Below are 12,870 nucleotides of genomic sequence, written 5' to 3'. Positions count from 1 at the left end.
TGTCCTTTTCCAGATGTTTCAGTTTATTTTGTAAATTTTTCAATTAAGAATGGTACGAGTTCAGCCAACGCAACTTGTGATTGCTCAGCTGTTGCCAACTCTTTTACAGCAAGCTGCTGTGCTTCCCACTCACGTTCACCCAAAATTATGGCGTAAACAGCCCCAGCCTGATCAGCTTTTTTCATCTGACTCTTCATGCTGCCTTGTGAACCCGTTTTAATGCGGATGTTACTATTCGCAGCTTCTAATTGGTCACGTAATTGTTCTGCCAAAACTAATGCTTTAGATTGATAAGCAGGCTCTGCAACCAAGAAAGCTTCACAGTCACGTACAATTTCAGCTTGTTCGACTTGCTCAATTAGAAGCAATAAACGCTCCATTCCCATGCCAAAACCAACGGCAGGTACAGACTGATCTGCTTTTCCTTTTAACTGGCCAACCAGACCATCATAACGTCCACCTCCGCACACTGTACCTTGCGAACCAAGTGCAGTTGTTGTCCATTCAAAAACAGTTTTATTGTAATAATCTAGACCACGTACCAATTTTTGGTTAATTACAAATTTAATGCCTGCAGCAGTCAAATAATCTTGCAATTGTTGGAAGTGGCTTAAACTGTCTTCTTTTAAGAAGTCATATAACTTCGGCGCATTTTCCAGAATTTTCTGAGTCGATTCAATTTTAGAATCTAAAATACGTAATGGGTTTGTTGTTAAACGGCGCTGTGAATCTTCATCCAAAGCATCTTTATGTTCATTTAAGAACGCAACCAAAGCATTACGATATTCCGTACGCTCTTCTTTTTCACCTAAAGTATTCAGCTCAAGTTGAACCATATGTGCAACGCCCATACGCTTCCATAACCGAGCTGTCATTAAGATAACTTCAGCTTCAATATCAGGAGTCGCTACACCAAAAGTTTCCACACCAAACTGGTGGAACTGGCGGTAACGGCCTTTTTGTGGTTTTTCATAACGGAACATAGGTCCCATATACCACACACGTGGCGTAGCACCACGCAACAAATTATGTTCAACTAACGCACGAACACAACCCGCTGTTCCTTCCGGACGTAAAGTCAGTGACTCAGGTGGGTTTCCTTTATCGAAGAATGTGTACATTTCTTTTTCTACGATATCGGTTGCATCACCAATAGCACGTTTAAACAGTCCCGTTTGTTCAACGATCGGCAAACGAATTTGTTGGTAACCATAAGCATCCATTAAAGATGCTAAATGCTGCTCGAGACGTCTCCACGCTGCTGTTTGCGTTGGTAAAACGTCGTTAAAACCTTTGATTGCGACAATTGAACTCATGATGAACTACGAATAATTTCTTTAGATTTAGCTTCTTCAAGCTCTTGGACACGTTGACGAACCATAGTTTCGATTTCATCAACCAATTGATTGGTATCAATTAAATGGCTTTTCTCACCATTACGATAAACCAATGAACGAGGCGCAGCCCCAACGACCCCGATATCTGCTTCTTTTGCTTCACCTGGGCCATTTACCTTACAGCCAATAACCGAAACGTCCATTGGTGTACGGATATCTTCTAAACGCTCTTCTAAAGCCTGCATCACCTGAATCACGTTAAATTCTTGGCGAGAACAACTTGGACAAGCAATAAAGTTAATACCGTTAGAACGTAGGCCAAGCGATTTTAAGATATCAAAACCGATCTTGATTTCATCTTCAGGTTCAGCAGCAAGCGAAATACGCATCGTATCGCCAATGCCTTCCATCAATAACCCACCAAGAGCAATCGCTGATTTCACAGTACCTGTACGGTAAATACCAGCTTCAGTCACTCCAAGGTGTAATGGATTATCAATTTGTTGAGAGAGTAAACGATAAGCATCCATGGTTAAAAACACATTCGATGCTTTTACGCTGACTTTAAACTCATGGAAGTCAAGACGGTCTAGAATATCAATATGACGTAAAGCTGACTCAAGAAGTGCCTGCCCTGTAGGCTCGCCATATTTTTTCTGTAAATCTTTTTCTAGAGAACCCGCGTTCACGCCAATACGCATAGAAATACCGTGATGACGTGCCGCAGCCACAACTTCACGAACTTTCTGGTCTGAACCGATATTGCCCGGGTTAATACGCAAGCAGTCCGCGCCATAATCTGCAACTGCCAAAGCAATTCTATGGTCAAAATGGATATCAGCAACTAATGGAACTGAAACACGCTTACGGATTGCGCCAAAGGCTTCAGCAGCTTCCATAGAAGGTACTGAAACACGCATAATATCTGCACCTGCATCAACACAACGCTCAATCTGAGCCACAGTTGCGTCAACATCGCAAGTTTCGGTATTTGTCATACTTTGCACACTAATAGGTGCATCGCCACCGACATAGACCGAACCAACACGGATTTTACGTGTTGGTCGACGTTTAATTGGGTTCTCTATCATTGTATCGCTCAACTCATGGTATTAGCGGGATAAACGGAATTCAGCTTTACCGTTTACCGTATATGGAGACAATGAAATCTGTTCTTGGTTTAGACTTAATGACACAGCCGTTGCATCATCAAGACGAATCTGGAATGGAGACTCACCATTTAAGGTTAAAGTCGATGCCTGACGACCCGTCGCTAAAACCTTCCCTGTTGCATCTACAATATGAACAGAAGTTGGACGGTTAAAGTTTAACACCAATTGGTCACCCACTGTTGCAGAGGTGTTCCCTTTCATAGGTAAAACTTCAACATTAGACTGATTTGCTTTTGGCAGCTCAGCATCTTCTTTGTTTGAGGTCCATTTTTGGACACCCATCACAATTAATGACACAACAGCAATAATCAAAATTGCAAGCAGTGCGCGCTTTAACCATTTTTTGTTACGATCACTATTAGAACCCGGTAATTTACCCATGATTTTAATTGGTGAATTGTTTAAAGCATGATTTGGCAAAAGCCCAGTATCGTTTGCATAAATCTCATCAAAACGCTGGATAATTGCAGTTGCATCAGTATTTAAATACTTCGCATAAGAACGATAATAGCCTTTGATAAAAGTCGCTTCTGGCAAAGATTTATAGTCGTCTTGCTCTAACGCATTGAGCGTTTTCAGCGGCATATTTAAATCTGAAGATACTTGCTCTAATTCTTTTTTCTGAGAAACACGAATTTGACGTAAATACTCACCAGGACGTTGAATATTTCCTAAAGCAGAAGTCGGTAAGCTTGAGCCAGTTGGCTGCTGTGAATTAGGATTTATTTCCATACGGCCTCAGTACTATACTGTAATTGCAAATAACGTTGATATTCTGGACTTTCCGGGAATAAAGCACGTAACTGGTTTACTAAAACTTGCATTCCCATTTTATCCGCATTGGCTCGAGCCACTCTTAAACCAATCCAAAGTGCGCGTGCACCCTGATTTTTCTGCCCCACTGTACGAACATATTGTTCATACATTTGTGTAGCAGCCGGAATCTGCTGCTGCAAATAAAAAATTTCTGCTAACTCTAACATTGAAATGTAAGAGTCACGGTTAGCAAGAAGTGCTTGTTTGAATGTTTTTTCAGCACTCGCAATATCGCCTAGTTTTAAATAAATTCGCCCCAGATTTTCTAAAGCCTGGTAACGTTGATCATAGCCTAATGTTGCACCAGCAATACGAAATTGCTCAATAGCATCATTATAACGCTCCATTTGGTACAAATACGTACCATAATTATTACGTGCCTGAGCATTGTCTGGTTCAGACGAAATTGCACGCTTAAAGTAATGTTCCGCTTTTTCTAAATTAGGTTTACTGCCTTCTTGTTGCAATAAAATACCCATCATCATATTTGCCGTTGCATCACGACTATCGACACTTAACGCTTGGTCAAGAGAACGCTTTGCAGAATCCAAGTCACCAGAACGAATGTATTCGGCAGCAAGCTGCGTACGCACTTTTACTGCTTTTTCCGGGTCCTTTTTAACCGTTTGCGAAGTCTGACAACCACTTGTCAAAAGTGCAACAGCAACCCCCATACATAACATGATCTTCAACTTCGGAGTACTCAAAGTCTGCCCTCAATATTATCCTTGTGTACGTAAAATCTCTTGTCGTTGAGCCACTTTCTTTTGCCACTGCTCAGCACGACGCGTACGGTCAGCAACTTGGCCGACCAATTGTCCACATGCGGCATCAATATCATCGCCACGTGTTTGACGAATCGTACACACAAATCCTGCATCAGACAAAGTTTTTTGGAAAGAGATGATACGATTTCGACTTGAGCGTCCATATGGCGCATGAGGGAACGGATTAAATGGAATCAAGTTAATTTTACTTGGTAAGTTTTTAAGTAATTTAAGCAACTGCTGTGCATGTTCAGGTTGGTCGTTCACACCATCTAACATGACATATTCAATGGTCACATGTTTACGCGCGCTTTCATTACCATCTTTGGCAATATAACGCTGACATGCCGCAATCAACTGAGCTAATGGATATTTTTTATTAATAGGCACAAGTTCATTACGCAATTCATCATTTGGCGCATGTAGGGAAATTGCTAAAGCAACATCAATATCTTTCGCAAGTTGGTCAATTTTTGGCACAACACCTGACGTTGACAAAGTCACACGACGTTTTGACATACCATAAGCAAAGTCATCGAGCATAATGTGCATTGAGCTTAATACGGCATCGTAGTTGAGCAATGGCTCACCCATACCCATCATCACGACATTGGTCACTGAACGCTCGCGCTCAGCAACAGGCACTTCTTCCATATAGGAATAGTTTGCCATCCAAAGTTGCCCAATAATTTCATCTGGCGTTAAATCGCGCTGAAAACCTTGCTTACCTGTTGAACAAAATGAGCAGTCCAATGCGCAGCCCACTTGTGAAGAAATACACAAAGTTTTGCGTGAACCTGTTTTATCTTCGGCAGGAATTAATACAGTTTCTACTAAAGAGCCAGAACCTTCACCTACGCGAAATACCCATTTACGTGTTCCGTCTTTTGAATAATGACGGTGTACCACTTCAGGAGCTTTAATTTCACAAATTTGTTCAAGCTTTGCACGTAACTTACCTGAAATATTGGTCATTTCAGCAAAATCAGTAACAAAGTATTGATGAATCCATTTCATAACCTGACCGGCACGAAACTTTTTCTCACCAATATCTTCAAAGAATTTTTCTAATTCAGCACGTGACATGCCGAGTAAATTCACTTTTTCGGCAGCAGGCGATGCTGGCGTGGACGAAGATTGCTGCTGTCCATCAAGATTTTCAGATGAAACGACCACTGCAGAACTCATGTGTATTTACCTAAACCATGTCAAAAAAAGAATATATTGTTCAAGAATCAAACAATATGCTCTTGAGAGAATAAAAAAACCAGATAAGTAGTATACCACTTATCTGGTTTGAATGCTTTCGATTAACGAGTGCGTGGGCAGATCTCGTTGTCAGCAAAGAAGTAAGCAATTTCACGCTCTGCAGAAGCAACTGAGTCAGAACCGTGAGCAGCATTTTCATCGATGCTTACAGCGAAATCAGCACGGATAGTACCAGGAGCCGCTTCTTTAGGGTTTGTAGCACCTAAGATTTCACGGTGAGCAAGAACTGCGTTTTCACCTTCAAGAACAGATACAACAACTGGACCAGAAGTCATGAATGCAACTAAGTCACCAAAGAAACCACGTTCTTTGTGCTCTGCATAGAAACCTTCAGCGTCAGCTTGAGAAAGGTGTTTCATTTTAGTCGCAACAATTTTTAAACCCGCTTTTTCGAAACGAGCAAAAATTTCACCGATGTGGTTTTTAGACACAGCATCTGGCTTTACGATAGACAAAGTACGTTCAATTGCCATGAGTGGCTCCTTTATTTTAAGATTTAAACTTTAAAAAATTTGCCGCATTATACCGATGTCATAGGCAATAATCAGCTTTGAATGTGTAAAAGTTGCGATTTTTTCTACTGTTTTTAGCGAACTTCATCCAACCAAGCCATCTGGATGGCTTCTAGCAATCCTTCGGTTGATTTATTTGGGTCATCACTAAAGTCTGGTAACGCACAAACCCATGCATGTAAATCGGTAAAACGAATCCATTGCGGATCAACTTCTGGATGTGCTTCTGACAATTCAATGGCAATATCAATCGTATCTGTCCAACGTAAGCCCATAGCGGCTCCTATCTGTTTAATCTGCTAAATCAAGAACTGTGTACTTTAGCAAATCCACAAACCTAATCGATAGCTTAAGCTGATAAAAATTACTGTTCGTTATAAAGCAATGCCCAATAATGGCGCGACAAAAATAATCAGACTTGCTACTGCTGCACCAATAAGTGCGCCCACAATCACATCACTCGGATAGTGAAGTCCAAGTACCATACGAGACAATGCCACAAGTACCATGAACGGCAACATCGCTGCAAGCAGCACAGGTTGGATATACCCCAACACAATTGTCACCATGACAGCATGTAACGTATGACCTGATGGAAAACTAAAGTGATCGAGTGGTCTTTCACCGAGAACAATCACCTGATGTACTTGGTAAGGACGTGGACGCGTGGTTTTATGTTTTAAGAATTTATAAATTGCTGTTCCAACCGAACCACCAAGTAGCAAATAGATAATTTGCAAGCTATAGGTGATGCCCTGCATTCCCCATACAATCGCCAACATAAGGTACCAAAAAGGTCCGTCACCAGCACGGCTAATAATTTTAAAGAATAATGCCACACGCTGTGAATGAGAGAAATTATTGAGATATAAGCAGCCTCGTAAATCGAGATCGAGTATTTTTATTTTTGCATTCTTAAATTTCATGGTTGTTCTCCTATTTTAGGATACTTAGGTGAAGTCCACCGAGGGTTCCTTCACTACCTGATAAAATGCCTGTTCTAATTGCTGTACCGGAAGTTGCCAACCGCTTTGCTGTACTTTATGACAGGCTTGTATGCCCATTTCTCTAAGTTGTTGTATTGAAGGAAGCTGATAAATTTGTTGTATAAAATGGTTCTTATGCCCAAGTGGGCTTAACCAACCGTTTACGCCATGTATTAAATACTGGTGTGCACATGCATAATCATACGCGATAACTGGCAAACCGCTCGCCATTGCTTCCAAAACTACGTTACCAAACGTTTCAACTTGGCTTGCAAATACAAAGACATCGGCACTTGCATATGCGACTGCCAAATCGTGCCCGCGCAAACTACCCGTAAAAATAACATTTTTCGATTCAGGCAGTGCTTTTAATCGAGCAAGATCCGGGCCATCTCCCACCACAACCAGTTTAGTTTTCTGTTGCTGAATGTTTTGCATAGCTGCATAACTCTCAACGATCAGTTGGACTTCTTTTTCCGGTGATAAACGACCTACATACAACATGACACGTGTATCGGATTCAACGCCCCATTGCTGGCGTAAGTTTTCTGAGCGATGTTTTGGTGAAAAACGAGTAGTATCCACTCCTCGCCCAACAACAACTAGAGGACATGTAATGCCAAAACCGCGTAAAGCCTCTTCCGTATCTTTACTTGGAACACAGGTCACTTGAGTATTGTTATGGAACCAGCAAAGGTATTTTTGAATCGGCTTCACCAAAAAGGCCAAATCGAAGAACCTGCTAAAATCTTGAAACGGCGAATGAAAACCACTAGAGACCGGAATATCTTTGGCTTTTGCAGCTTGCATGGCTGTTAAACCTAACGGCCCTTCAGTCACAATATGTACGACATCTGGCACAAATTTTTCAAAAGCTTTTGAAACTTTTAAATATTGGGGCCAGCCAAATTGCAAAGTTGGATATTTTGGAATCGCTTGTGACATGACCAGACATTCTTGTTCTGGCAAAAAATCATGACATTTGGCTTTTTGCTCAGGTCGAACAAGTAGAATTTTATGCCCTTGTTTCTGTAAACCTTGGCATAACTGCAACAAAGAGAGTGCTACACCATTAATTTCAGGCGGCCATGTTTCTGTCACAATCGCAATTTTTAAACGAGGACGAACCAACTCGTGAAGTTGGTGCAATTCCTGAGTATTAGACAAATGCTGTTTTTGTTTAAAATAGAATTGGAAGCTTTCAGGAAGTTGCTGTTGTTTTAATAGTGCTGTCGCGTATGAGCCTTGCATAGCGCCATCCATCAGTATATTTATTTTCATGCTTAAAGATTAAGCAGCTTTCTTGACACTTTGATGATAAATGCATGACAGTTTACTGACATAAAAATTAAAAAAGCACGCTGAGAGCAGCGTGCTTTTGCATAAAACAGACAAGAGAACTTAACGGTTCTGCAATTTCGCATAATCCATCAATACATTCGCAGCTTCATTTACGAACGTTTCTTCTTCTGGCAACGCAGGACGTTGATTAGCTTTCATTTTGGCACGAGATTCAGCTAGAGCATCTAAAGAAGCCTGATAGCTTTCCCAGTTAGGGAAAGGTTTTTGACCTGTTGCTATACGACGTTCATTTTCAGCATCTAAAGTTTGCTTTTCTAAACTCAAAAGCTCTGCACGGCGCTTATCAATATCAAGCACAACTTGTTTCTGGTCACTCGTAACCTTCGCAATTGCTGTACGTTTATTTAAATACTTAAACTGTGGATCAACAGCAACACGTTGTTCCGAAAGTTGAGACAGCTTCGCTACATATGGCTGCACTGAACCTTCACGCTTAAATGGTGCAGTCGGAATCGTATCCCACTTCAACGCATTTTTCGATTTACGCTCACCAAACTCTTCGTTATAGATATCAACAAGCTTAATATCTGGCACTACACCTTTGTTTTGCGTACTACCACCAGTTACACGGTAGAATTTACGCTGAGTTAAGGTTGCTTGACCATATGCCAAAGTATCGAGTTGGACCTGAGCTGTACCTTTACCTGTGGTTGTACTACCAATGATAATGCCACGCTCATAATCTTGAATTGCAGCAGAGTAAATTTCACTTGCAGATGCTGAGGCTAAGTTCACCAATACAGCGAGTGGACCTGTATAGATTTGCTGACCACCATCGTTGTCTTCAAATACACTTACGTTGCCATTACCATCACGAATTTGCACAACTGGACCTGACTTAATCACTTGTCCAAGCATACGTGCAACTTCTTCTAATGAACCACCTGGGTCATTACGCAAGTCAATAATAATACCTTCAACTTTCTTGGCTTTTAATGCCTCAAACGCATTTGCAGTATCTTCAGAAACTGAGCGATATTGCTGACCAGCACGACGTGAACGATAGTCAAAATAGAACGATGGAATTTCAATCACACCTAATAGATGCTTTTTACCATCACGTGTCACTTCAACTGTACGTGAACGAACACCGGCATCTTCTTCTTGAATAACATCACGTACCAAAGTCACATTGCGTGCTTGACTCATTGATGCACCAGCACCAAGAAGCTTCAACGTTACTTTTGTACCGCGCTTACCACGAATCAACCCAACAATTTCCGAACTCGACCAGCCGACCACATCGATCATTTTGCCGCCCTCTTGAGCGACACCAACGATTCGGTCTCCTGATTTCACTTGACCAGACTTACTTGCAGGACCACCTTCTACAATGGTTTCAATCTTGGTGTAATCTTCATTACCACGTTCTGGGCGAATCGATACCCCAATACCTTCAAGTTGTAATGTTGTTTGGCGGTTCAGCTCTATCGCATCAATTGGCGGATAATAGTTACTGTGCGGATCATAAGTTGCCAACATTGCATTTAATGTTTTATCCAACACATCGTCGCTTTTCACACGACTAATTCTTTCAAGCTGACGTGTATAACGCTTAGTCAAAGTCTGAGCTGGCGTTAAATCTTCTGGGCCTGTTAAATCTTGACCATCAGCAAGTGAAGGGTTTTCTTTTAACGCCTTTTGTTTCGCCTGCTCTTCTTCACGGCTAATCGTTAAATTAATTAATTGAGAAACCAGCATTTTACGCCAGTGATTTTGCTGTTCAGCTGACGTTTTAAAATACGGTGCTTTTTCGCGGTCTACTTCAATAAAAGTATTTGGCTGTTTTAAATTTTGTGGTTTCTTCAACTCAGCAAGCATGAACTCATAAAACTGTTTTAAGCGCTCACGATATTGCTGGTGAATAGCAAATGGCCCAGTTAAATTCCCCGCTTTTAATGAAGCACCAAAATTTGAACCATAGAGCTTTTTATAGTTTTGAACTTCAGCGTCTAAAAATAATGAGTGGTCCGGATCAAGACTGTCTAAGTACATATCAAGAATACGGTTAGATGTGTTCGCATCCAGACGCATATTTAAATAATGTTGGCGGTCTACTAAAGTTGCCAGTTGACGAGCCACCAAGGCTTGCTCTTGCGTTGGCTGGATCGATTGAGAAACAGCAGCAGTATTGGTTGCTGCTCTTGCTTCGTTCATCGTATGAGAGAAGAATAAACCGCCAGTCGCGATTGCTACTGCACAAGCTATAGTTTGAAGTTTCATAAATTCTTAATACTTCCTTGGGTGTTCGTATCTTACACGCTCTGTTTTCGATATGAACTAAGCAGATTCAACATCTTAACCAACTAAATTGTTTATACCGTGTAGTTTTATCATATTCTGTACTGACAAAATGTAGCAAATCATTGCAAAATTCGCTTATTGTTTTTCAATCAAAATTCAAATGGAACCAATATGATTGGCGCGTTGATGCTGGACATAGCCGGCACAGAACTTACTCAAGAAGATATTGAACTATTACAAGCTCCGCAAGTCGGTGGCATGATTTTATTTGCACGAAATATTGAATCACCACAACAAGTCCGTGCTTTAACCGACCATATGCGCCAAGTTCGCCCAGATATTTTGATTGCTGTCGACCAAGAAGGTGGTCGCGTTCAACGTCTAAAATCTGGCTTTACGTTATTGCCAGCCATGGGCCGTTTTGGCGAGCTCTATATCACTCAACCTCAAAAAGCACTTGAATTAGCTGAACAGTGCGGCTGGTTAATGGCAACTGAAGTTTTGGCTGTGGGGATCGATTTTAGTTTTGCGCCAGTTTTAGATCTGAATGCAATTAGCGATGTAATTGGTGACCGTGGCTTCTCTAAAAATATTGAAGATATCGCTCCGCTCGCTGGCGCATTTATGCGCGGTATGAAAAAAGCCGGCATGGCGAATACCGGTAAGCACTTCCCTGGTCACGGTTCGGTAAAAGCCGATTCACATGTCGCAGCTGCAATCGATAGCCGTAGCTATGACGAAATTTATAACCATGACATGCAAAGCTTTATTAAGCTTATGCCTGAGCTAGATGCGCTCATGCCGGCACATGTGATTTACGATCAGGTTGATCCAAATCCGGCAGGTTTCTCACCTTTCTGGATTCAAGAAGTCCTTCGTAATCGCTTGAAATTTAATGGCGTACTTTTCTCCGATGACTTAAGCATGCAAGCTGCTTGTGTCGCTGGGGGTGCAGACGCGCGTATTCAAGCAGCTCTGGCAGCAGGCTGTGATATGGGGCTAGTGTGTAATGACCGTAGTGCAGCATGTACAGCACTCGATGGTATTGCAAACTTAGAACTACCAAATCAAGAGCGTTTAGAACGTATGCGTGGTCGAATTCCACAAATCCAAGTTGGTGAAACTTTATCGCTTGGAAATGACTGGCAAGCTGTCAAAACAGCCATTGAAGAGTTTAAAAATTCGATTTAAGTTAGTAAAAATTTTAATTGGCTACAAAAACCTATTCACTATCTGATACGCGGATAAGTCATACGCAACCTGCTCATCTGCTGAAGGATATTGATTGCTTCAATATATTTGATAGATGCAGAAAGTGAACAGGTTTTGCGTATGACAATGGTTTTGGTTACTTTTCCCGAAAGAAAAGTAACTCCAACTGAAAGTTCATCCCAGAATGCCAACCTAATTGACAGGACTCCGCCATGCAGGTTCATTCACCATCAATGCATTAGAACCTCTTCATTGTTATTAATAATGAAGATCACACAAAAACAATAAATCGAGTTCAGGACGAATGACACAACACCTTTCAAAACACCGCCACATTTCTTTTACAGCCCACTATACAGGCTATATCTGGTATCAAATGGGGATCTCACATGAAGCACTTGCCACCAGCAAAGGAAAATCGTTGGCATATTTAGTTCACCCATTAGAATCTTGGGCAGAGAAATATGTGGGCGGCAGTATGCGCACGACGCTTAAACAGCGCCATACCATGCTTGATCATAATTTAGAGAAGTTAATTCAAGAAAACCCTGATTTACAGGTGCTTGAAATTGCTTGTGGTTTATCACCACGTGGTTGGTGGTTTAGGCAACATTATCCTTCCATTAGCTATCGAGAGCTTGATTTGCCCGATATGGCTCAAACAAAACAAAATGCACTACAACAAATTGAAAAAAATGCACCTGAAATTTTATCGGTCGATTTATTTACCGAAGCGTTTGCTCAAGCATTTGAAGTTTTTGACTCTAATCGCCCACTGGTTGTAATTAGTGAAGGTTTAATTAACTATTTTGATAAAGACTTATTAAAGCAACTGATCCAATCCATTGCCCACTACGGTGCTTCCTTTAAAAAGCTTTATTATTTAACCGACCTGTATCCTGAACCCGTTAAAAATAAACTTGCAAGTATTATCTGGAACAGTAGTAAATTACTTAAACTTATGTCTCGAAGCTCATTTAGTTTTCATTTTAAGACTCCACTAGAAGTGAAAGACTTTTTTAAAGATGCAGGCTTTAGTCAAGTTAACGTTGAACAACCTCAAATATTCTTTGGACAAGTTTCTAAAGACAGCGATGAAGAGCATTTAGGCGACTTAGTCTGGACTATCCATGCTCAATTAAAATAAAAAATGGAAGCCTCGTGAGTTTTGAGGCTTCCAAATCATAAAAGAA

Annotated in this window: 12 protein-coding genes; 2 read left to right on the top strand and 10 right to left on the bottom strand. The window is 41.1% G+C overall.

Translation table 11 applies throughout. The features are described 5' to 3' along the window. Positions 1 to 23 precede the first annotated feature (23 nt). From hisS to EGT34_RS13825, 10 genes are all read right to left on the bottom strand, one after another. Complete coding sequence (hisS, locus tag EGT34_RS13870) at positions 24 to 1,316, bottom strand: histidine--tRNA ligase (RefSeq protein ID WP_000095264.1); 1,293 nt, start codon at positions 1,314 to 1,316, stop codon at positions 24 to 26. Further along, positions 1,313 to 2,428 (bottom strand): flavodoxin-dependent (E)-4-hydroxy-3-methylbut-2-enyl-diphosphate synthase, encoded by a 1,116-nt coding sequence (gene ispG, locus EGT34_RS13865; protein ID WP_000572095.1) that lies wholly within the window; start codon positions 2,426 to 2,428, stop codon positions 1,313 to 1,315. The genes hisS and ispG overlap by 4 nt, the downstream gene beginning before the upstream one ends. A 21-nt stretch (positions 2,429 to 2,449) precedes the next feature. Continuing rightward, positions 2,450 to 3,241 carry a helix-turn-helix domain-containing protein gene (locus EGT34_RS13860; RefSeq protein WP_000405163.1) on the bottom strand — a complete coding sequence of 264 codons (792 nt, stop codon included), beginning with the start codon at positions 3,239 to 3,241 and terminating at the stop codon, positions 2,450 to 2,452. After that, entirely contained in the window at positions 3,232 to 4,032 is an 801-nt protein-coding gene (gene pilW, locus EGT34_RS13855) for a type IV pilus biogenesis/stability protein PilW (protein WP_002027454.1), read from the bottom strand. Before pilW ends, EGT34_RS13860 begins: the two co-directional genes overlap by 10 nt. A gap of 15 nt (positions 4,033 to 4,047) precedes the next feature. Continuing rightward, positions 4,048 to 5,280: a 23S rRNA (adenine(2503)-C(2))-methyltransferase RlmN gene (gene rlmN / locus EGT34_RS13850; RefSeq protein WP_000093083.1), complete on the bottom strand. Its 1,233-nt coding sequence runs from the start codon at positions 5,278 to 5,280 to the stop codon at positions 4,048 to 4,050. Positions 5,281 to 5,402: 122 nt separating this feature from the next. Further along, positions 5,403 to 5,834, bottom strand: coding sequence for a nucleoside-diphosphate kinase (gene ndk / locus EGT34_RS13845; protein WP_000963851.1), 432 nt, complete (start codon positions 5,832 to 5,834; stop codon positions 5,403 to 5,405). A 113-nt stretch (positions 5,835 to 5,947) separates the two neighbouring features. Further along, on the bottom strand, positions 5,948 to 6,148 hold the full coding sequence (gene iscX / locus EGT34_RS13840; RefSeq protein WP_000524329.1) for a Fe-S cluster assembly protein IscX: 201 nt from the start codon (positions 6,146 to 6,148) through the stop codon (positions 5,948 to 5,950). Between the two features lie 99 nt (positions 6,149 to 6,247). Further along, positions 6,248 to 6,799, bottom strand: coding sequence for a phosphatase PAP2 family protein (locus tag EGT34_RS13835; protein WP_000669565.1), 552 nt, complete (start codon positions 6,797 to 6,799; stop codon positions 6,248 to 6,250). Positions 6,800 to 6,823: 24 nt separating this feature from the next. Continuing rightward, positions 6,824 to 8,122, bottom strand: coding sequence for a glycosyltransferase family 4 protein (locus EGT34_RS13830; RefSeq protein ID WP_086242039.1), 1,299 nt, complete (start codon positions 8,120 to 8,122; stop codon positions 6,824 to 6,826). A 138-nt stretch (positions 8,123 to 8,260) separates the two neighbouring features. After that, positions 8,261 to 10,444 (bottom strand): carboxy terminal-processing peptidase, encoded by a 2,184-nt coding sequence (locus EGT34_RS13825; protein ID WP_000776302.1) that lies wholly within the window; start codon positions 10,442 to 10,444, stop codon positions 8,261 to 8,263. A 192-nt stretch (positions 10,445 to 10,636) separates the two neighbouring features. Between EGT34_RS13825 and nagZ the strand changes: the two genes are divergently transcribed. Beyond that, the gene (gene nagZ, locus EGT34_RS13820) at positions 10,637 to 11,656 is read left to right on the top strand and encodes a beta-N-acetylhexosaminidase (protein WP_000578583.1); all 1,020 of its coding nucleotides are present in this window, start codon (positions 10,637 to 10,639) and stop codon (positions 11,654 to 11,656) included. Positions 11,657 to 11,981: 325 nt separating this feature from the next. Continuing rightward, positions 11,982 to 12,824: a class I SAM-dependent methyltransferase gene (locus EGT34_RS13815; protein WP_000191942.1), complete on the top strand. Its 843-nt coding sequence runs from the start codon at positions 11,982 to 11,984 to the stop codon at positions 12,822 to 12,824. The last annotated feature ends 46 nt before the right edge of the window (positions 12,825 to 12,870 follow it).

Origin of the sequence: Acinetobacter sp. FDAARGOS_558, from assembly GCF_003937785.1 — a bacterium.
In the GTDB taxonomy this organism is placed as follows: domain Bacteria; phylum Pseudomonadota; class Gammaproteobacteria; order Pseudomonadales; family Moraxellaceae; genus Acinetobacter; species Acinetobacter baumannii.
Note: the sequence above shows the minus strand (reverse complement) of the source record. Positions and strands in the feature narration are given on the sequence as shown.

Coding starts and splice junctions, on each gene's coding strand:
- EGT34_RS13830 (WP_086242039.1), bottom strand. CDS start 8,122: ATGGATGGCGCTATGCAAGGCTCATACGCGACAGCACTATTAAAACAA.
- rlmN (WP_000093083.1), bottom strand. CDS start 5,280: ATGAGTTCTGCAGTGGTCGTTTCATCTGAAAATCTTGATGGACAGCAG.
- nagZ (WP_000578583.1), top strand. CDS start 10,637: ATGATTGGCGCGTTGATGCTGGACATAGCCGGCACAGAACTTACTCAA.
- iscX (WP_000524329.1), bottom strand. CDS start 6,148: ATGGGCTTACGTTGGACAGATACGATTGATATTGCCATTGAATTGTCA.
- ndk (WP_000963851.1), bottom strand. CDS start 5,834: ATGGCAATTGAACGTACTTTGTCTATCGTAAAGCCAGATGCTGTGTCT.
- EGT34_RS13835 (WP_000669565.1), bottom strand. CDS start 6,799: ATGAAATTTAAGAATGCAAAAATAAAAATACTCGATCTCGATTTACGA.
- ispG (WP_000572095.1), bottom strand. CDS start 2,428: ATGATAGAGAACCCAATTAAACGTCGACCAACACGTAAAATCCGTGTT.
- hisS (WP_000095264.1), bottom strand. CDS start 1,316: ATGAGTTCAATTGTCGCAATCAAAGGTTTTAACGACGTTTTACCAACG.
- EGT34_RS13815 (WP_000191942.1), top strand. CDS start 11,982: ATGACACAACACCTTTCAAAACACCGCCACATTTCTTTTACAGCCCAC.
- EGT34_RS13825 (WP_000776302.1), bottom strand. CDS start 10,444: ATGAAACTTCAAACTATAGCTTGTGCAGTAGCAATCGCGACTGGCGGT.
- EGT34_RS13860 (WP_000405163.1), bottom strand. CDS start 3,241: ATGGAAATAAATCCTAATTCACAGCAGCCAACTGGCTCAAGCTTACCG.